This is a genomic window from Desulfosarcina ovata subsp. ovata (assembly GCF_009689005.1).
In the GTDB taxonomy this organism is placed as follows: Bacteria; Desulfobacterota; Desulfobacteria; order Desulfobacterales; family Desulfosarcinaceae; genus Desulfosarcina; species Desulfosarcina ovata.
In genome coordinates this window covers 3034536-3055205 of the sequence record NZ_AP021879.1, presented here as the reverse complement: position 1 = coordinate 3055205, position 20670 = coordinate 3034536, and the positions used below count along the sequence as shown (strand labels likewise).

16 protein-coding genes are annotated in these 20670 nt (G+C 55.7%); 2 read left to right on the top strand and 14 right to left on the bottom strand.

Going from position 1 to position 20670, the window contains the following annotated elements:
• Window positions 1–8 precede the first annotated feature (8 nt).
• Window positions 9–1424 (top strand): APC family permease, encoded by a 1416-nt coding sequence (locus tag GN112_RS13530; protein ID WP_155310709.1) that lies wholly within the window; start codon window positions 9–11, stop codon window positions 1422–1424.
• Window positions 1425–1558: 134 nt separating this feature from the next.
• On the top strand, window positions 1559–4795 hold the full coding sequence (locus GN112_RS13525) for a fused MFS/spermidine synthase (RefSeq protein ID WP_155310708.1): 3237 nt from the start codon (window positions 1559–1561) through the stop codon (window positions 4793–4795).
• Window positions 4796–4836: 41 nt separating this feature from the next.
• Here the strand turns inward: GN112_RS13525 and GN112_RS13520 are convergent, their stop codons facing one another.
• The 14 genes from GN112_RS13520 to GN112_RS13455 form a co-directional block, all read right to left on the bottom strand.
• The gene (locus GN112_RS13520) at window positions 4837–5166 is read right to left on the bottom strand and encodes an HU family DNA-binding protein (RefSeq protein ID WP_331457528.1); all 330 of its coding nucleotides are present in this window, start codon (window positions 5164–5166) and stop codon (window positions 4837–4839) included.
• Between the two features lie 1130 nt (window positions 5167–6296).
• The gene (locus tag GN112_RS35260) at window positions 6297–6623 is read right to left on the bottom strand and encodes a PilZ domain-containing protein (RefSeq protein ID WP_414736126.1); all 327 of its coding nucleotides are present in this window, start codon (window positions 6621–6623) and stop codon (window positions 6297–6299) included.
• 35 nt (window positions 6624–6658) lie between these two features.
• The gene (locus tag GN112_RS13510) at window positions 6659–7282 is read right to left on the bottom strand and encodes an FmdE family protein (RefSeq protein ID WP_155310706.1); all 624 of its coding nucleotides are present in this window, start codon (window positions 7280–7282) and stop codon (window positions 6659–6661) included.
• Window positions 7283–7355: 73 nt separating this feature from the next.
• On the bottom strand, window positions 7356–7883 hold the full coding sequence (locus GN112_RS13505; protein WP_155310705.1) for a hypothetical protein: 528 nt from the start codon (window positions 7881–7883) through the stop codon (window positions 7356–7358).
• A gap of 42 nt (window positions 7884–7925) precedes the next feature.
• On the bottom strand, window positions 7926–8711 hold the full coding sequence (locus tag GN112_RS13500; protein WP_155310704.1) for a hypothetical protein: 786 nt from the start codon (window positions 8709–8711) through the stop codon (window positions 7926–7928).
• Window positions 8712–9203: 492 nt separating this feature from the next.
• Complete coding sequence (gene nikC, locus GN112_RS13495) at window positions 9204–10076, bottom strand: nickel transporter permease (RefSeq protein ID WP_155310703.1); 873 nt, start codon at window positions 10074–10076, stop codon at window positions 9204–9206.
• Complete coding sequence (gene nikB / locus GN112_RS13490; protein ID WP_231717020.1) at window positions 10073–11014, bottom strand: nickel ABC transporter permease; 942 nt, start codon at window positions 11012–11014, stop codon at window positions 10073–10075. The genes nikC and nikB overlap by 4 nt, the downstream gene beginning before the upstream one ends.
• Entirely contained in the window at window positions 11011–12012 is a 1002-nt protein-coding gene (locus GN112_RS13485; protein ID WP_155310702.1) for an ABC transporter ATP-binding protein, read from the bottom strand. The genes nikB and GN112_RS13485 overlap by 4 nt, the downstream gene beginning before the upstream one ends.
• On the bottom strand, window positions 12009–12848 hold the full coding sequence (locus GN112_RS13480) for an ABC transporter ATP-binding protein (RefSeq protein WP_162458919.1): 840 nt from the start codon (window positions 12846–12848) through the stop codon (window positions 12009–12011). The genes GN112_RS13485 and GN112_RS13480 overlap by 4 nt, the downstream gene beginning before the upstream one ends.
• Window position 12849: 1 nt before the next feature.
• Window positions 12850–14397, bottom strand: a complete 1548-nt coding sequence (locus tag GN112_RS13475; RefSeq protein ID WP_231717019.1) for an ABC transporter substrate-binding protein — start codon at window positions 14395–14397, stop codon at window positions 12850–12852.
• Window positions 14398–14455: 58 nt separating this feature from the next.
• On the bottom strand, window positions 14456–15196 hold the full coding sequence (locus GN112_RS13470) for a class I SAM-dependent methyltransferase (protein WP_155310700.1): 741 nt from the start codon (window positions 15194–15196) through the stop codon (window positions 14456–14458).
• A 320-nt stretch (window positions 15197–15516) separates the two neighbouring features.
• Window positions 15517–17220 (bottom strand): hypothetical protein, encoded by a 1704-nt coding sequence (locus GN112_RS13465; RefSeq protein WP_155310699.1) that lies wholly within the window; start codon window positions 17218–17220, stop codon window positions 15517–15519.
• 46 nt (window positions 17221–17266) lie between these two features.
• On the bottom strand, window positions 17267–18046 hold the full coding sequence (locus GN112_RS13460) for a DUF4198 domain-containing protein (RefSeq protein ID WP_162458918.1): 780 nt from the start codon (window positions 18044–18046) through the stop codon (window positions 17267–17269).
• A 22-nt stretch (window positions 18047–18068) separates the two neighbouring features.
• Entirely contained in the window at window positions 18069–20057 is a 1989-nt protein-coding gene (locus GN112_RS13455) for a TonB-dependent receptor plug domain-containing protein (RefSeq protein ID WP_155310697.1), read from the bottom strand.
• Window positions 20058–20670 lie beyond the last annotated feature (613 nt).

Sequence of the window (20670 nt, the reverse complement as noted above, 5' to 3'; positions counted from 1 at the left end):
GGTTAAAAATGTCTAATGGACTGAAAAGAGAGCTGGGTCTGTTTTCGGCAACGGCTTTGGTCGTTGCCAACATGGTCGGGACCGGTATTTTTACGACCTCCGGATTTATCATGGCCGAACTGGGCGATCCGCGCGCGCTTATCTTGTGCTGGATTTGTGGCGGTCTGTTCGCCCTGTGCGGCGCCCTTTGCTATGGAGAATTGGGAGCGCGGTTTCCCCGGGCCGGTGGTGAGTATGTCTTTCTGAAGGAGTGTCTGGGCCGGCCGGTGGGTTTTCTCTCCGGCTGGATTTCCCTGATCGTCGGGTTTTCCGCTCCCATCGCGGCGGCATCCATGGCTTTTGCCACATACTTTTTCCAGACTTTTGCCATTCCCTCGGGCAATGAGGGGTTTGTTTTCTCGATGTCGGGCATTCCTTTGGTGACCTTGTCGCCCTTGACCCTGACCGCCATTGGCGTAATCGTGCTCTTTTCCTTGATTCACTACCACAGTCTGCATGTCGGCAGCCGGGTACAGAACGGATTGACGCTGTTTAAAATCATTCTGGTGGTCGTGTTTATCGGTGCCGGATTGTTTATGGGCAACGGCTCCGCCGACCATTTTGCGGTCACCGCAACCACTGCCTGGTCGTCGGAGAAGTTTGCCGTGGCCCTGATTTTCGTCTCCTTCGCCTACAGCGGTTGGAATGCTGCCGCGTATCTGGGAGACGAGATCGTCGATCCGCAAAAAAATATTCCGATCTCTTTGTTTGCGGGTACCGTGATCGTGATGATTTTGTACGTCTTGCTGAATGTTGTCTACCTATATGCATTATCTCCCGAAGCCATGCAGGGGATAATGGAGATTGGCGCCAAATCGGCGAAATCGCTGTTCGGCCGGGGAATCAGCCGGCTGTTCAGCGGCGCCGTTGCCCTGGGACTGTTGTCCGTTCTGAGCGCCATGATTCTGACCGGGCCGAGAATTTACTACGCCATGTCCAGGGACCGATTGTTTTTTCAAATTTTCGGGAGACTGGATGCGAATCGAAACACTCCGGCCAAATCCATTTTCCTGCAAGCCGCCATTGCCATCATGATGGTGGTCTCGGCTTCCTTTGACAGCCTTTTGCTGTATATCGGCTTGACGCTTTCGTTGTTTGCCATGCTGGCGGTCATTGGATTGATGCGCGTTCGTCGGCAATCTCCACTTTCCGGAGGATCCTACCGCACATTCGGATACCCATTTACCCCGTTGCTCTTTATCCTGGGCAACCTATGGATCATATTTTTTTCAATCAAGAGTCGGCCGATCACGGCCCTGTTCAGTCTCGGCACTATCGGATTGGGGATTGCGGCCTACCTGTATTTTACTTGCCGTTATCATCCGGAAGACGAATCGGCTGTAGTGGGGGGCACGGCAAATACCGAAAGCCAACCGTTGCTTTGAGTTTTGAAAGGAGAAGCGCATGAGAACCCTTTTCATTGTATTGGGCGCGATGGCGGTTGTCGGCGGCAAGCTGACCGTTTCCGTTGGCTGGTGCCATGGCGTCGAGGGCTATGTGGCGCGGGATTGATTAACAATTGAAACCCGTTCCATCACATCGTTCATCTATTCCCGTTGACGGGAAAGTGCTCTCCGCCTTTGTGGCCGGCTGCTTTTTTCTCTCCGGTGCCGCCGGTCTGGTCTATGAAGTCATCTGGGTGCGGCTGATCGACAAAATCATCGGCAGTGCACCGTTTGCCGTGGCCACGGTGCTTTCCGTATTCATGGCCGGATTGGCTTTGGGCAGCTATCTGTCCGGCCGGATCGTCGATCGGTTTGCCCGACGCGGCACCCTGCTGGCCCTGTACGGCGGTATGGAAATCAGCATCGGTTTATGCGCCATGCTCGTGCCGCTCTTGATCCAAGCGGTTCAACCGATCTACCAGTCCATTTATGATCGACTCCTGAACCACTTCTGGTGCTATCCGCTTGCCGCATTTATCGGCTGTGTTTTCATCTTGATCGTGCCCACCGCACTCATGGGGGCGACCCTGCCGGTGCTGTGCCGATTTTATGTGATGCGTCTGGACCATATCGGCGCCCGCACCGGATGGCTTTATGGCCTTAACACAATCGGGGCGGCACTGGGCGTGATATTGTGCGGGTTCGTGCTGATCAAAAGCCTGGGCGTTTTCATGAGTCTGCTGCTGTTTGCCGGTATCAACGGGGTAATCGGCCTGTCCTGCATTCTATGCTCGCGGTTTCTATCTGTCGATAGCGCATCACCGGAACCTTTGCGCCAAAAAAAAGCAGCGAAAACCGATGCCCCGCAATCCGACCATACCCATGACGGCCCCATCCACTGGGGCGTGCTGATTTTTGCCGCTTCCGGGTTTTGCGCCATGGCTTACGAAGTTTTGTGGACGCGTCTGTTAGGACTCATTGCCGGGCCGACGACGTATTGTTTCAGCCTTGTGGTGGCCACCTTCATCATTGGCCTGGCCGCAGGCAGTATCCTGTTCGGCCGCCTGGCGGACAGGACACGCCATGCATTGGGTTGGCTGGCCGGGACGCAGATGGCGGCCGCCATGACGGCGCTTGCCGTGAGTCAATTGCTGGGCAACGGACAGTTCTTTTTCGCCAAGTTGATTCATACCTACCATGGACAGTTTTCCCATCTTGTTCTCATGCAATCCCTGGTGCTGTTCGCTGTGCTGTTGTCTCCGACCCTATTTTTGGGAGCGGCCTTCCCCCTGGTAAACCGCCTTTACGTACAATCGATCGACGACATGGGGCGTCGTCTGGGAACGGCCTATGCCCTGAATACCGTGGGCGCCCTGGCCGGTTCCTTTGTGGCCGGGTTTGTGCTGGTTCCGTGGGTGGGCAAGATGAATGGATTGCGCCTGGTCATTTTGTTGCAGTTTTGCCTGTCGGGCCTGCTGCTGTTATACTTAACCGCCGTGAAATACAGGCGCGGCCGATACCGGTTGGCCATCGTGGGGCTGATCGGTATCGGATGCATGCTGATCGGCCTTTTCCCGAACTGGCGCACCGACCTGCTGTCACGGGGATGGTATCGTGACTTTGACGCGCTTGGGTCGGAACTGGACCGCGTTGGGTGGGGAGAGGCATTGATGCAAGGTTCCCGGCGGATTGCCGATCACCGTCAGGGACTGGATGTCGTTTTCCAGGGTGAGGGCGCCAACGGATTTACCACGGTCGAAAGGGAGACCACTAGCTTAGGAACCGTGGAATTCGCCCTGTTCAACAGCGGCAAGGCCGATGCCTCCTCCCATGGGGATCGCTCCACGCAAACGCTATCGGCACATATTCCCATGCTGTTCCATGCGGATGCCCAGAAGGTCATGCTATTGGGGCTTGCCAGCGGCATGACCGCCGGAGAAATACTGCTCTATCCGGTAAAGCAATTGGATGTGCTGGAAATCAATGAAGCGGTTGCGAGCGCCTGCCGGAACTATTTTCAACCTTGGAACAATGACTGCCTGGAAAATCCACGTACGCGCCTGATGATTCAGGACGGACGCAATCATCTGGCCCTGACCGGGCAGCGCTACGATGTGATTATCTCCGAGCCTTCTAATCCATGGATGGCCGGGCTGGCCAATTTATACTCCCTGGACTTTTTTCAGTTGGTCAGGCAACGGTTGACCGCCGACGGACTTTTCGCCCAGTGGATCCAGGCCTATGAAATGGATAAAGAGACATTTTCTCTGTTGGGGCGGACGTTTACTGCTGTTTTTCCCAACAGTTCCTTGATCAAGGTGGGGCCCGTGGATTACCTCATGCTGGGGTTCAATAACGATCACGGACGATTGAACTGGGATGTGGCCCAGCGCAACGCGGTTTATGCCAAAAAGTCCAGGTTGGTTACTTTTTCAGGTATCGATTTTCTTGTCCATTTGATCATGACCGAGGATTTAAGCCGGCTTTTCGGCAAAGGTCGGCTGCATACGGACGACCACCCCTATCTTGAATTCTCGGCACCACGGACCCTATATCAGGGCAGTGGGGATGTCGAACGCATGATCGGCGACCAGCGCTGGTTGTCGGCCGACACCCAGCGCCTTTTACACAGCCACAACGATTTCACAACCCTGATGGATCTGGTGGAATTTGCCGCCTCGGCCAATGTGCCCATGTTCAATGTGCTCCCCTGGCCGCAGCTTGAAAATGGGCAACAACTGCGCTACCGGGAAATCGTCGACGGCTATTGTCGGCGTGTCTTGGTGCCTTCCTATGGAATCTTCAACTGCCCGGACCTCAAGGCCGCTTGTGCCGGAATTCAAGCCACGGCGATTCAAAAAAAAATCACGGCCGATGATCATGCCACGGCCATCGATCATTATAACCTGGCCCTGGCTCAGATCGCTGGTGGAGAGAATACGCTGGCGGCGGATAGCCTGCACACGGCGATCAGGCTTGACCCGGATAATGAACCGGCCCTGACTGCCCTGGGCCTGTTGCTTGCCGAAACCGGATCGTTTGATGAATCCGCGCAGCTTTTAAGCAATGCCATCGGCCTGGCGCCGCAAAAGGCCGCCCCTTACAAATATCTAGGAATGGTGGAATTGCGCAGAAGCGCTCCCGAACGCGCAGTGATCAACCTATCTACCGCACTTGCCCTGGCGCCCGATGATGATGTTATTCTCAGCGAATTGGGCACCGCCTATCTAATGCAAGGCAACAACGAGAAAGCAGTTACCTACTTGACAAAAGCCTTGGATAAAAACCCGCATGACGATCAAAGCCGGTACTATTTAAAATTGGCCAAACGAAATCTTGAAGCCGGAAAAGAGATCTCCCACGCTGAGTAGTTCAAGAATAGGCGCCACTCTTTTCTCTTTTTCCCCCGCCCTTATCTTTCATTGAGCCGATCTTTTAATTCTTTGCCGACTTTGAAAAAAGGGAGTTTCTTGGGCTTGACCTTAATATTTCCGCCGGTTTTCGGATTGCGACCAATATAGCCGGGGTAGTCCTTGACGGAGAAACTGCACCAGCCCCGGACCTCTACCCGCTCGCCTTCCGCAAGGGAGTCGGTAATTGATTGGAAAAAGGTGTCGACCACCTTTTGCGCCTGAGGCTTGGTAATGCCCGTGACCGCCCGCAATCTTTCAGTCAGTTCATGTTTATTCATCGCGATAGTCCTCACCCGTGCAAAAATGGCGGCCCAATAGAAAAAGGCCATGAGATCTTTCCCGGATTACAGGGGAATAGACCTTCATGGCCCTGATCATAAATTGATGCATGGATTGCCGTCATCTGAATTGAAGAGATGATCGTTTGGTAATTTTTTAATCATGTTGGGGTAAGGGTTAACCGGTATATTGAAAACAACAGGCAAGCTCAGAAGAGCTTATTCCTCTCTTTCCCCTTCCCCAATCCGGACCATCGCATCGATGGTCCGGATTCCCTACAAACAGACCCGACATCAGCTCTTCGTTTCAAGTTCCCTGAGAAGCGCTGCTGAAGATGCCGGTTCGATATTGGGCCGACATCTTTTCGATGGGTCAAATGATTTCCAAGGATAAAGGATTTCTTCCCGAGGACGTATCGAGAGAGACCGAAATGTATCGAAAGGAAAAGGCATCGCGGAAATGACACCTCGCGTTGTTTTGGATTCCAATGTGATCATCTCGGGGTTTCTATTCGGAGTGCCACCGGCTCATCTTCTTGAATGCATTGTGAATGGTACGATCCTGATCGTATCGGGCGACTCGCATCTATTGGATCTCGGTCGTTGGGAACATATTCGAATATTGTCACCGTCCAACGCGTTAAAAGATAGTTAGGGGCCAGCATTGGAGTAAATCCCCTTATTCCCATGCTCGGCGTGGGAGCGATGTTGGTAATTACGGCAATGTGACCGGCAGGGGGGCAAGCACCTCGCTCACCACCGGCAATACCAGTACCAGGCCGCAGAGACCCCTTTTTCCTCACCGATGGTCATCCGGGTTCGCCTGAAATGACTGGCCAGCAACAGGTCAACCCCTTCCGGTGAAATTCCCCACGGCCTGCCGTTGACAAACCGGGGCAGCCAGGCAAACAGCAGGTACCATGCGCCACTTTTTAACGGCTACGAAATCGATCACTTCAGAAGGCGTGGACCCGTCATCCCATGGGGTTTTCCCGCGCATGTAGCGCCACTGGTACCGCCATCGGCGACGGTTTAACAAAGGCAAGGCTGAAATCAACATCCGGTCATGCTCCGCGTGAAACCTGTTGCTGCCCAGTTCCGTCTGTAACGTCTACGATAATTCCATTAACTATCGCAGATCAAAAGTAATGGTGCAAGTAAAATGGACCCAATACATCGTCTCAATCGAGATAGCGTGCCCCCATCCCGTATAGAGGCGTATTCCCGTCGTCAATGTGCCGCAGCCATCTCACTTCCGCCAGGCAAATCGTTCGGGGCTGTCTGCAAGCGGTCGGGCATATCCGGTTGAAACAGCAAGTAGTCCTGACAAACAGGATGGTCCCGGAGTCAAATTGCTTATTCGTCTCAATGTAAAACCCCTGGCTTGAGAAGTTGCGCATGACACCATTGGTCACCCCCATCCCCCCGGTACTGGCGTATGGCTGACAGGAAATCGATGCTTCCACGGGATCACGCGCACAAGCACGTTGGCAATATGCATTCACCATTTGCGGTTTGCCCATATAGTTGATGTGGTGCGCGGTCAATGCAGGTGATCGCGCAGGCACCCGGCGTTCATTTGCTGCAGGCAGGAAATGCAGTATATTTTATCCTGATAGTTAACCGCATGACTACCGAGCACCTGTTCGTTGCATCGACAACAGGTCAGATATATGCTTGGCACCTCGGGGATCTGCGGCTCTTTTTCAATCGATTCGATCCTGAAAAGGCTTTCCGGCGGCTGTCGGAGCAGGTATTTGACCCGTTCGTCAAGAAGTATTTGAAGATTCACGACTTCATCCATCACAATCGTATTGGCAAGCATTTTTCCGGACAACCGTTGGTACGTTTCTTCATTTTCGTAATCCTGAACGGTCAACCTCATCCGGAAACTGGTGGCCACCGATTTAGGGATGATGGTGTAGTTGTGTTTGCCGATATCCATGATCTTCAGGCGTTGGTTGCCCAGGGTCGTTCCGAGCATGATCTGGATGGCGTCCAGTGCAGAGGTACTGTTCTCCGCAATGATGGCCGTTATGCCATTGGCCGGTTCCGTGGGCGGCAACCGCTGTTGGATATACTCACACAACTTGCCGCCAAGAACGAGATCCGGGCACAAATGACCATGAAAATCGGCAATCCGTTTGAGGGCCATATTTACAATCATTTTGCGTTCCCTCCTGTATAGAGCCCATCACTTTCCGTTTGTACCCAACTTGACTGGCCGACCGCTTTGCAGATCAGGCTTCCATTTGAATGGGCTCCGCCCCGGCAAGTCCCATTGCCGCCTGTTCATGCCCGCCTTTCAACTCCATTGCCAGAAGTTCCCGGCGGACTCGCCTGACCGCCATAGCAATGGCACCACGGACCGGTTTGGAGATTTCATACCCATTTGTGTTTTCCGGCTCAATCCAGATAAAAACCAGTTTGCGCGCAAGTCCTCCGGCCAGATCCGCCCTTGCCAGGGCAGAGAGCAGGCGATCGATGGCCGGATCTTCTCCAGCCACCCATGCGGCATGCTGTCTGAAGACGCGACCATTCCAAACATGCAGGCTTCCGGGTATGCCAGACAAACTCAACGTCCCGACAATAATCGCCAGATCGGTCTTATACAGCAGCCCGCCCGCGAAAGCCGGGTTATCTCCCAGGTAGGAAATGTGAATATTCTCACCGGATATCTCGTTGGCCACAGTTTCCAGGACATAGCAGGCGGCACCGCGGTCACCTTGAAGCACATCGCCCAGTCCGAGGATGGTAATCTTTTTCATCATCGCCTCCCTGATTGAACGGATTGTAACGATACGACCGGCCTACAATTGCAGATCCCTGAAAACCGAATCCATGGTGCGGCAGACCCGATGGGCCTCGGGCTCGGATCCGGCAAAACCGATCCAGCACTGCCAGATCTCGTCCTCGTTTTTCCATCCGCTGCCGTCGGGTTTCAGTAAGTCCTCATGGTTACAGTTTTCCAGGACCCGGTTGAACAGCGCGATCTTCCTGATCAGGTTCTTTTCTGAATCCTCTCCGCCGATATTCTGATATTCATGATAGAGCTTCTCCCTGACGTGATTGTACAGTCCGTATTTGAAATCGTGAACCCGGCGGGGAATGTTGGACAGTACCCAATGCTGGTTTCTTCGGACCAGTTCTTTGCGGGTTTGAGTTCTGGCCTCATCCACAAGGGCGGCCACTTTCTTCTTCAGCTCCGCGATATCGATCTTACCTTTTTCCAGAACGGGCACGAAGTTATCATGCCATTGGTTGAAATCCGCCATGAGCGCCGATCGGATATCGGACTCAGCCAGTTGACCGGCAATGTTTTCCGGATCGGGAACAAGGGCTTCGTCGAGATCGATGCGCAGTGATTTTACCATCCAGTCATACGGTTTACCGGTTTGTGAGTCCTTTCCAGGCTGATTCAAGAGAATTGCAACCTGTAGGTATGGCTGGCCTTTTGCATCGGAGATAATACGGAACCCCCAATCATGGGTAACCGGCGGCCGTGTGGCAAACGTTCCACGGTCGTTAAGGTCAAATATGCAAGGCACTTTGTATTTGGGTTGGAAGATAACGACATCGCCTTCATTGAGTTTCATGGTTGCATCCTTTCCTTAGGGTGGCGGCAATGTGTCCGGACGGCCTAATGCCGACCGACGACACCGGTCCGCTTTTCAAGATCATCGCGTGGAGACTTGCTCAACGCACGCCGGGTGAACATTCAGGTGGCTGACAACCGAAGGGTAATGCCGAAAGAGATAAAAAAAACCATGCCGGCCTTCCGGTGATCAGCGGGTTGGCCTTCATGGCTCGAATAGGTATGAATGGATCGAAGATTGCGACGCGATTATAAGGCGATTTCTGTCAAAGAATATACCCGCCTGCTTGTCTTTTCATCCGTCTTCTTCGTTGGGCTTTTCCACACATAGCCCCACTATGCGTAAAAAAAACCGCCTTGAATACGAATGAAAATCCTGCGCATCCTGGTATATTCTTTTCCGCCAATCGCCTAAACTACCATTTTCCGAATGGCAGTTCTTTCTTTCTAAATGAAATTTATGAATCTGTAAATACTTTTTTCTTCCTGTCGCTTATGTCCGGCTGTCCCACCGGTTTCGGAACCCGTCCCCCAATATATTGAAGGCCAGCACCGTCACCATGATGGCAACGCCCGGAAACACGGAAAGGTGCGGCGAGCTCAGGATATAGTCCTTGCCTTCCATGAGCAGCATCCCCCACTCCGCGTCAGGGGGCTGGACACCAAAACCGAGAAACCCGAGGGCCGAAACCGCCAAAACCGACTTACCCAGCCCGATGGTGGCCAGAACGATAATGGACGGCATGCTCGCCGGCAGCACATGACGCCACAGGATAGTTGCCGGCCGGACACCGGAAAGCCACGCGGCCCTGACGTACTCACGCTCGCGCACGGAAAGCGTAATTCCGCGAACCACCCTGGCGTAACGCATCCAACTGGCCACCGACAGGGACAGCAGAAGATTCACTGTTCCCGGTCCCATCAGTCCGGCAATGGCCATGGCGGCGACGATTTCAGGAAAGGCGAAAAAAATATCGGTCAGACGCATGAGCAGTTCATCCACAAGCCCACCGGCATAACCGGCAACCAGCCCAACCGCCACGCCCATCACCACGGAGAGCAGGACGACCGAGACACCCAGGCCAAGCGATGCGCGGGCACCGACCAATATACGCGAGAACAGGCAGCGGCCCAATGCATCATTGCCAAAAGGATAGTGCCAGGAAGGTGGCGCCAGCCGCATGCCGATGTCGGTGGCAAGCGGATCGTGGGGGCAGCACCAAGGGCCAAAAACAGCCATGCCCACCACCAGTACGACAGTCAGTGCTGCCAGCGTCATCAGGGGGTTCGAAAAAACGGTCCGTCGCCATTGTCCGGCGGACCGATTCTCCTCCGGCAGATCAAAATGATGAGCAAATCCCTTCATCGCAAGCGAATCCGTGGGTCCAGGTAAAGGCAGACCAGGTCGACAATCAGATTGATACCCACAAAAACAGCCGCCGTAAACAGCACGAGGCCCTGGATGAGTGGATAGTCGCGATTGCTGACGGCACTAACCATCAGCCCTCCCAATCCCGGCCAGGCAAAGACGGTTTCGGTGATAACGGCGCCCTCGAGAATCATCCCGAACTCCAGGCCGACCACCGTGACGACCGGGATGAGCGCATTTTTCAGGATGTGTCTGGCCAGCACCAGGCGCTTGCCGACGCCCCTGGCACGCAGGGCCGTCAGATAGTCCGCGTGAATGGCTTCAATGATGGCGGAACGCAGCATTCGTGTCGTGTAGGCGGTCAGTCCCGTTCCCAGGGTGATGGCGGGCAGGATCAGGTGATGCCAGTCCCCACGGCCGAAGCTGGGCAGCCACTGCAGCTTGACGCAGAAAACAATGATCAGCAAAAGGCCCAACCAGTAATTGGGCATGGAGACCCCCAGCACGGCAACGCTGACCCCCATCGTATCCATCCAGGTGCCCTGTTTGACACCGGACAGGATACCGATGGGAATGGACAGGCAAAGGGCCAGGCCAATGGCCCATACGGCCAGTTGCAGGGTTTTGCCAAAACGGGACCGGATCAGCGTCCAGACCGGCACCTCTTCCACAAGGGAATTACCGAAGTCCAGGACCGCGACATGCTTCAGCCAACTGCCGTACTGGGCCAGCATGGGACGATCCAGCCCCTCCTTTTGCCGAATCCATTGGATGGTCGCTGGATCGGCCCGAACCGCATCGCCGTACCGGGCCATGGCGATCTCCAGCGCGGCATCCCCGGGAGCCAGCATCATCAGGGCGTAGGTGATGAAGGTGGCGCCGAAAAAAACGAAGATGGCGGTAAGCGTGCGTCGGAAAAGAAAATGAACCATCATTGGCGCTGCTCCCGGATATCGTTGCCTGCCGGACGGCCATTGAAAAGATGGCAGCAGACCGTATGCCCACCGCCAACCATCCTTGGCCGGGGCGCGGTGTGGGTGCAGACGGCCAGGCGCCGGGCACAGCGGGGATGGAAAACGCAGCCGTCGGGGGGACGCCGGAGTGACGGCAGTTCGCCGTGCAGCACGATCCGTTCCCCCTGCCAGAGACCGGGCCGCAGAACACTGGAAAGCAAGGCCTGGGCATACGGATGATAGGGATGGGCAAAGAATGACGCTGCCGGGGCTTGTTCAACCAGGGTGCCCAGATACATCACGGCCACATGGGTCCCGATCTGGCTGGCAAGGGCCAGGTCGTGGGTGATTAAAAAATAAGTCAACCGAAACGCCTCCTTGAGTCGACAGAGAAGCGCCACGATCTGCTGCCGGGCAACCGCGTCCAGGGCGGTGAGCGGCTCATCCAGGACCAGCAGCTTCGGTCGTGTGGAAAGTGCCCGGGCAATGCACGCCCGTTGATTCTGTCCGCCGGAAACCTCCCCCGGTCGGCGGCCGAGCAGGTCCTCGGAAAGACCGGCCAGGCCGGCCAACTCGCAAACCGTTTCCCTCCGCCGGCTTGACCCCATGCCCTTGGCCCCCAGCGGTTCTTCAATGGACTGCTGCAGGGTCAAGTGCGGGTTGAGCGACGCCGCCGGCGACTGGAAAACCATCTGGCAGTCGGCGCGCAGGCGTTGGTGGGCCGTATCGTTGCTCCTGTTTATGGTCGATCCGTTATGGGCAATCTGGCCGGCATGAAAGGGATGCAGACCGAGGATCGCACTGGCCAGGGTAGTCTTCCCCGATCCGCTTTCGCCCAGCAGGCAGAAGGTTTCACCAGCCTGGATATCGAGGTCGATGTCATGGATCGCCAGGGTCGAACGGCGCCTGAAAATGCCGCCGCGACGGTCGGCAAAGCGGACCGATAGGTTGCGGATACGCAAAAGGGGCGGGGCTGTCACTGCCGCTCCGCCGCATTCGGACCCGCCGGGTCCGCGGTACTGGAAACCAGCAGCCGGGTGTAGGGATGGGCCGGTCGCCGGAAGATGTCGCCAGCCGTTCCCGTTTCCACGATACGGCCGTTGTGCATCACCGCCACCCGGTCACAAATCTCGGCGGCCACAAAAAGATCGTGGGTGATCAGAATCACGCCGGTGTGGCGGGTCTGTTTCAGGCGCATGATCGCATCCAGAATCTGCAGGCAGACCGTCGGGTCCAGCGCGGAGGTTACTTCATCGAGGATCAGCACCGCCGGTGATGCTGAAAACGCCATCACCAGTTGGGCGCGCTGCAGCATCCCGCGGCTCCACTGGTGTGGATACTGGCGGCAGCGCCGGCGGGCATCGGCGATGCCCACGGAGTGGAGCATGCGTTGAATGACCGACAAAAATCGCCGCTGCTGCCGCCGTGCATCGACGCGGTCCGATGTCCAGACTTTACGGAACTGGCTCTCCATTCTGAAGACCGGATCCATGGCCCGTTCCGGGTGCTGCAGCACCAGCGTAATCTTCTTGCCGCGCAGGGGTTCCATCTCCCGTTGGGTCCTGGCACACAACTCTTCACCCTCCAGCAGGATGGTCCCCGCGGTGATCCTGGCCGGTGACTCCAGTCGTACCAGCGACCGCGCCAAAAGGCTTTTGCCCGAACCCGATTCGCCCACCAGGCCGAAGATTTCGCCCGATTTCAGCGTCAGGTCGACCCCTTGCAGGACATTGCACGATTCCGGGGTACCGGGAAAACCGACAGTCAGCCCTTCCACCCGGAGGATGGGTGCGGAAGGCGGTGAAAAGGCATTCATGCTATCGCCGCCCCAGCTCCGGGGTAACGATATACTTCTCTGCCGGATGAATGCGGTAGTTCTCCACATGGTCGTATACCGCGGAAACCATGGATTTGTGGAAGAGCACGATCACCGGACTCTCATCAAAAACGATCTGCTGGATACGGTTGTAGATGGCTTTGCGCTTTTCCGGATCAACCGTGGTCTTGCCCTTTTCGGCCAGATCGTCCAATTCGCGGTTGGCATATCCCATCACATTGGAACCGGCACTGCGGGTAAGAATGCTGGTGATAAAGAAATCGGGATCGCCCTGGGGAGCGGTGTTCCACATCTGAAGGTTCAGATGCACGTCGCCCCGCTGCATGGCCAGGTTGATGGGCGAGGCCCTGCGTGTCACCTTGAGCCGGCTGGCGATTCCGCAGGCGGCCAGTTGCGCCTGCACCAGTTCCAGCGTGGGCTTCAGCGACGGCCGCGAATCGTAGGTCCACATATTCAAAGATAGCGGCCGGCCGTTGATTTCGAGGATGCCGTCCCCATCGCTATCCCGGGCCCCGGCTTCTTCCAGCAGTTGTGCCGCCTTGCCCGGATCATGGGGACAGGGTGCCAGCTCAGGGTTGTTCCAGGGCAGGATTTGCGGAAAGATCGAACCAGCGGGGCTCCCCCCGATGCCGGCCAGCACGGTCTCCACGATCTGCCGGCGATCGATGGCATAGTTGATGGCCCGACGGATGCGTCCATCGGCCAGGGGGCCGTCTTTCACCCTGACGAAAAAGAAACACAGCCGATTGGTGGGGTGGGATACGATATCGACATGCTCGCGATTTACAATCCGCCGGGCGTCGTTTTCCGGAAAACTGGCGGCTACGTCCACCTGCCCCGCTTCAAAGGCCAGCATGCGGGTTGCCGGATTCTGGATCATTTTGAGACAGACCCGCTCAAGTTGAGGCGGCGTCCCCCAATATCCGGAAAACCGGGACATGACCATCTCTTCCTTGGGAATCACCTTGCGCAGAACGAACGGACCGGTGCCATAAACGTAGTCCATCTTCCCGCGGGGACTCAGGCTCGCCGTATCCGGAGAGGCCAGGGCGCTCAAAAACGCGGCGTTGGGCCGGCGGGTACGGAACCGGAGGATTTGGTCGTCGACCACGGTGATGGTGTCGATATCGAGCATCTGCTGGACCCGCTTGTTGAACACGGCACTCTTCTCATCGATCAAACGCATGATCGACCATTTGACGGCCGTGGCGTCAAGCGGTGTCCGGTCATGAAAAAGCACCGCTGACCGCAACTCAATTTCCCATGTCAGGGGATCGATATTGCGATAGGACTTTGCCAGCCAGGGGACCAGGCGCATGTCGAAATCGATCCTCAGGAGGGTCTCGGTTACCCCGGCCTCACTGGTATACCACCCGTTTGACCCCTTGGCCGGATCCGGCACCGGCACGGCGGGTCCGAATGGCGTGGCAATGACAAGACTGGCGCCGTCTTCAGCAAAAGTGAGCATTGGAAAAACGGCCAGAACCGCCCCGAGCCCCATCCATAGCAATAAAGCAAATCCTTTCACAACATCCTCTCAATCCTGGGTAGGCATAGTCTGCCTTAGCACGATGGGAGATATGGGGTCAACGGATTGCCGATGCGATAAAAAACGGTGGGGCGGCCCTCTTTGGAACCGAGGCACCGTAAGGGTGGATCCGTAACTGGCTGGTGTCATAGGGGGTGACGGCTTCAAACCGGGCCGCTTGCATAAGAGCGAGGGCCGATTCCAGGCTGACCCCTTCGTAAAAGGGAAGTCTTTTCTGAAGCGACGCGTAAGTGTAAAAGAAACGCAGCGAAATCCGACTGCCGTTGCGGCCCATGTCCTTTGCCAGCTTGAAAACCAGCCGGGGAACGCGTTTCCAGGTGGTGTTCATCCACAAACCGTCGGATAGCATCAGCCGGCCACCCGGTTTCAGCACCCGCCGCCATTCCATCAGGGCCTGGTACGGCCGGGGAAGGGTCCACAAAAGATTGCGCGAGACAATGACATCAACGCTTTGGTCGGCAAAATCCAGGGATTCGGCATCGCCGGTCTGAAAATCGATTTGAAGTTGCTGATCGGCGGCATAACGCCGGGCTTCGGCAATCATCGCCTCTGAAATATCGATGGCGGTAACCTCGTATCCGGCGCGGGCCAGATAGACGGCCAATTGCCCGGTACCGGTACCGATATCCAAGGCGCGCTTGCCCGGCGCCCCGTTTATCAGCTGGTGGACGATGGATTGCCATTGATTGGCAATGGCTGCCGATTTGTCCGCATCAACACCGTAGCTCGAGCTACGCCAGTTCCAGTAGTTTTTTATGGATGTCTTTATTTTGTTCATCGGTCCTGTTCTGCATTAATATTGGCGATCAGTGATCAGATGGACGTTTGCGGGAAAATTGTTTCAATCGATCGGAAAACAAAAAAACCACGCGTCCGCCTTCCCCATGGGAAATCGAAACCTTCGTGGTTTTGGTTCACCGATCTGTCAGCAACAGAGCGGAGGGTACTTTATTTGTGGATCTTGATTGACCGAACCTAAATCGCCGCAGCTTCAGCTGCGTTTTGGCTGCCGACGATACTCAGAGATGGATGACATGTCAATATTAATCAATATTTTCCGATTCCGTTTTTGCAAAATAGATCGTATTTCTTGTTTTCTCAAGATGATGGCAACAGACGATAGATATCCATCAGCGCCGTATCATCATGCAGCACAGGTTCCAGATCGGAACCCCGTTCGGCCAGGCGCCATGCGGCTTCGGCGAATATGGAATCGCGTTTTACGACACAGTAGTTCACCCCCCGACCGCGGAGAAGGTGGATCGATTCGGGGGCGGGGAATGCGGCCATGGGCATCTTCAGGTCGAGAAAGGTTCTGGGAAAATGCCCGGAGTAGCCATTGACCATCTTACGCCCGTGGAAGGTCTGCCAGTACATCCACTGCGTCTCCTGCTGGTAGCCGGCCACATCGGGCCTGAAAGGAAAGGGAACACAAACGATGACGCTGTCAGCGGGGGTACGGGTGGCCAGCCAGTTGACCCAGTGCCGGTTTGCAGCATCATCCGGCGCCTGGTAAAGGGGTTGTGCACGCGGCAGTACTTCCACCGCCGCCAGCAAGCCGGTGACGATGGTCACGGTGATGGCCAGGCGGCGCAATCCGTCCCGGCAAATATGCCGGCGAGCGAGGGTCAGCATTCCGTGCACGCCCATCATGGCGAGCAGCACCGCCATCAGGTGAACCAGAACGCCGAATCGAAAGACATTGCGCGCCTGGCCGAAGCCGGGCAGATGGTCCACCAGGAGCATATAGGGCTGCCAGCCGGAAATCTGCAACAACGGACCCAGCGAGAGAGCGAAAGCCACGCACAGCATGGAAAGGCAGAAAAGGGTCCACCTTCGCCGCCGCCGTGCCAGCAGGCCGAACACCATGCCGGCAGACGCCAGCCCCAATTTCAGATAGCCCGGGCATAGCCTGAACCCGGCGTAACCGCCCGTCCCGGTTTGGTCGGCGGCACCGGACCAGTGCGGCCAGGGCGGAACGAGATAATCCGGAACCATTGCCGAAAGCTGGGCCAGGTATTGCTCCGTATGGGCCGACCGGTCACCGTCTGTGATTCGCCCCTGGCGCATGGCAAAGGGCAGGCAGATTATCCCGCCCACAAGCAGGGCGGCAAGCAGGGCTCGCCACATACGCCATTGGCGGATACGACAGCCCAGCAGCCAAACCGCGGAAAGCATTAACGGCAGCAACAGGAACAGACCGTAGTAGGCACACATGAGATAGGTGACGGAAAATGCGCCCCCCAGCACCATGCCGCCAACCGGGGTGGGCCGGCGGCTGAGCCGGTAAAGCGCCGCAACGGTCCAGAGAATGCCGAAAACCGGAACCAGTTGCAGCACCCCCAGCCAGGAATGGATCAGGGGCAATAGCGTCACCATGGCACCGCCGATCCAGGGAATCGGCCGGTAAAAATGGAACCGGCGAAGCAGGCGATAGGCGACCCAGCCATTCAACCAGAGACACACAATCAGCAAGGTATTATAGGCCAGGACGCGATTGCCAGTGATCCATAGGATTGGCGCGGCCACAACGCTAAGCGGCATGGGTTCGGAAAAGGAGAAGGCGCCCGTTTGGGGGTGAAATATGGGCGCATCCCAGTATCCGTCGTATCCGGTGGCGGCGCGGTCAGCGTTCCACCACACGGTCCACACGTTGAACAGGGGAACCGTGGCGCTGGATTCCGTGCCCATGGGCAAACGGCTGGCCGGCGACGCGGCCAGCGGCCAGGTGGCGGCCAGGGCCAAAAGGAGGAAAACGGCTGGTGCCGCCAGAGGGCGCGCCAGCCGTTTAAGCATCGTCATGGGCGACCGGTCCGGCCGCCCATAACGATGGTTGTGGTTTGTTTTTCTATTGGATTTCAAAGGTGCAGTCTGCAAGGAAACTTTCCGTATCACACATTTCCGGATCGGAGTAGGGGATCTTATAGCTTACCTTGATGAGCCATGACCCCGGGGCGAGAATGCGGATTTTTCCCATGCCGTCCTTGCCCGTGGAAGCTGCGTAGGCAAAAACATTGTGCTCCGTGGAGAACCCACCGTAAGTCGCCAGAAAATCGGTCTTGAAGGGCTTGCCCTTGAACAGCACCTTGATGGGCAGGTAATCGCCGGGGCGCAGATCCGCCGGGTTGGCCAGGGGCACGATTTCCAAATCATGGCCCACGACGGTGTCAACCTTGCCGCCCGCATCGCCCACGTTGGCGATGGCCTTCATGTATGCGTGGGACAGGGAGGAACTGAGCACGTTTTTCAATCCTTTTTTCGGCTGGCGTTTATAGCCTTCGGTAGTTTTGGTGTAAAAAGTGCTTTTCTTCTTTGCAGCGATAACATAAGCACCTTCTTTTGTTAATGAGCTTGGGGATTTCATTTGAATCCCGGAAAGATCCTTTATTTTTTGGGTGCCGCCGGGCCCCATAATGAGCACTTCTTCCAACTCTTCTCCGTCCATGAAACCGGCAAGCGGAAAACGGTGGCCCCACCCAATCACCCAGCTAAGGGGCCTGCCCGGAGAAATGTTGCCGTCTTCCAGAAGAAGCCAGGGAAAGTGGGCCTGAACCTGCGGGGTGGCGAAAATACAGATTGCCAGGGCGGCCAGGGCGATCATCCAGATGTGATTGTGACGGTTTTTCATGATGTGTTGTCTCCTTGTTTGTTTAGAATTCCATGTCCATGCCGACCGTGAAAGTCCTGCCGGTGCGGGTATACCGATCATCTCCATGGTCGGAGTCGAAGATGTTGTCCATTTCAAATGTGATTTTGGCCATTTTGCTTAACCGTTTGAATATTTTGCCGTCCACAATCACGTGGGCGTCCTGGGTGCGTGTGTTGTCGGTATCTGTGTACTGGTCGGACGCGTATGCCAGCGTTCCGCTGACGCCCAGGCCCCAAGGCATGTATTCATAGGCGGGGGATATGCTGAACGCATGGTCGGGGGTATAGGTCAGGTCGTTGCCCGTGGACTCGTCTTCCGAGTCGGTAAAGGTGTATCCGGCTGTGAGGGAAAAACTGTCGTTGGGGTAGAATTGGGCCGTGACTTCCACCCCCTGAACCGTGGCCTCCTCCACGTTCTCGTAGATGTACAGAGGCGCGTCTTCGTATGTCTGTCCGGTCGTGTCCGTAACCACCATGTCGGTTATTTCATTGCGGAAGTAGGAGATGTTGACCATCCCCTTGTTGTCGAACAGCCACTGCTCGATGCCCGCCGAGTAGCCGATGGACTCTTCCGGCTCCAGGTCCGGATTTGACGCAATCCAAAACGGGGAGTGCCAAAAGGGTACGTCGTAATACAACTGTCGGATGGTTGGGGATTTAAAGGACTTGCCCACCGAGGCGCGAAGGGAGGTGTTTTCCAGCACCCGGTACATCACGTTCAATTTGGGGTTGAAAGAATCGCCGAAGGTGGAGTGATCGTCCCAACGAAGGCCGGGAACCAGTACCAGCTTGTCGAACAGGGTCCATTCATCCTGCAGGTATACACTGAAGGTATCCACGTCCTCCTTCACTGTGGTCGTGGTTTCCACGGTCACATCGTTGACGGTCGCGGTGTTGTTCATATAGTAGTCAATGCCCTGGCGCTGGAATTCACTTCCGAGGGTGAGTACATGGCCGACCCCCGTATTCCAGGTATACTGGAATTCGATCTGGTCAAAACCGATTTCGCCGTCCCGGCTAGAAGTGGAGAACTCATCGAGGTAGTGGTAGCCCTTGAACATGAGCATGTGATTTTCCGAAATATCGAAGTCCAGGCCGGCGGCGATACGATAGCTGTCTTCCGCGGTGACACTGGTAGTCGTTCTTTCAAATTCGCTGATTTCGCCCTTTACCCAGGCACTTACCGTATCACTGAAAACAACGTCGAACTTGCCCATGGCAGAGTCCCGGTTATAGTCATAGGGGCTCGTGCTGGTGCCTTCGGAATCTTCATGGTCATAGTTGAACAAAAAACCCATGCTGTCGTTGATTTTGTTGCCGGCGTAGGCATAGGCGTTTCTAGCGATACGGTGTTTGCCGTAATCCGAGGGGGTGACCTCCGCGTCGGTATAATAGTTGAGACTCTTAGAAACCTTGTACCAGCCGTATTTCACGCCGGCACCCGTCGTGGCTTTTTCAGGCACCTTGCGGGTGATGATGTTGATCACGCCGGCCATGGCGTCACTGCCGTACAGGACTGAGGAAGGTCCCTTTACCACTTCGATCCTTTCGATCATGGAAACGGGAATCTGGTTTAGCCCCACGGCATACTCTCCATGTGCGCCGCTTTGACTGCTGCCATGAATCCGCTGGCCGTCGATGAGGATCAGGCCATAACCGTTGTTAAAGCTCAAGCCCCGCAGCCTGGCTCGGGAAGAGCCGGAACCAAAAATGTCGTCGGTACCCGTTGCAGACAGGCCGGGAATGGTTTTGACAATGTCGGTTACGGTCTGAGCGTTGCTCTTCTCGATGTCCTCACGGGTAATCAGGGTGGTCTCCACCGGCACATCCTTGATTGCATGGGAGGTACGCGTGCCGGTCACCACGATCTCTTGGAGCTTGGTGACCGATTCGGTTTCTTCTTCGGCCCAGACCCCGCTGGGTAGCAACAATAATAATAACATCGTCAGAAGCAATCCAATTCGTTTGCAGTGCATGTTGCAAATTTTCATTTTCTCTTCTTCTCCTCCTCTTTCTTCAAAGTTACGGGTAAACAGACGCAACAGTCGCCCCCGGCACAGGTACCGTCACCATTCAGCAGCTTATGGGCGCAATGAATCAATTGACAGCAAGCTGTGCCAGATAGAAATAAAACTGTTTATCTTTCTTTGCAGGAAGGGACCGCCACGGGAGGACCTGGATAATGTGAGGACATTACCTCAATAAAAAAGCCACAAAGGCCAACCCGTTAAAACGGAGATCACAGCCTTCATGGCATATTCGGTTAGAAAAAGTATGATTTGTTTTTACAACCGTTTTCGCGTTGCTCCATGCAACTTCATAACGCCGCCATATAACGCATCTCTCTCTTTGTGTCAATATAATTTTGGTATTTGTAATATCGATTTTTATAATACATCATTGGCGCTTGGCCATTGCGACCAAGGCAGCCCCAGGGCCCCGTTGAGCTGGAAATATTCCGGCACATGGATATCAGCCATCTGGAAAATAAAAGGGCCACGAAGAATCCGCCCAACGAAAGCCGCCGTGGGCCGCCACCCTGTCCAGTTCCCGTTTGTATCGGGCATAATTTCGCGGAGCCATGGCCACTAACGGCTCCCAATT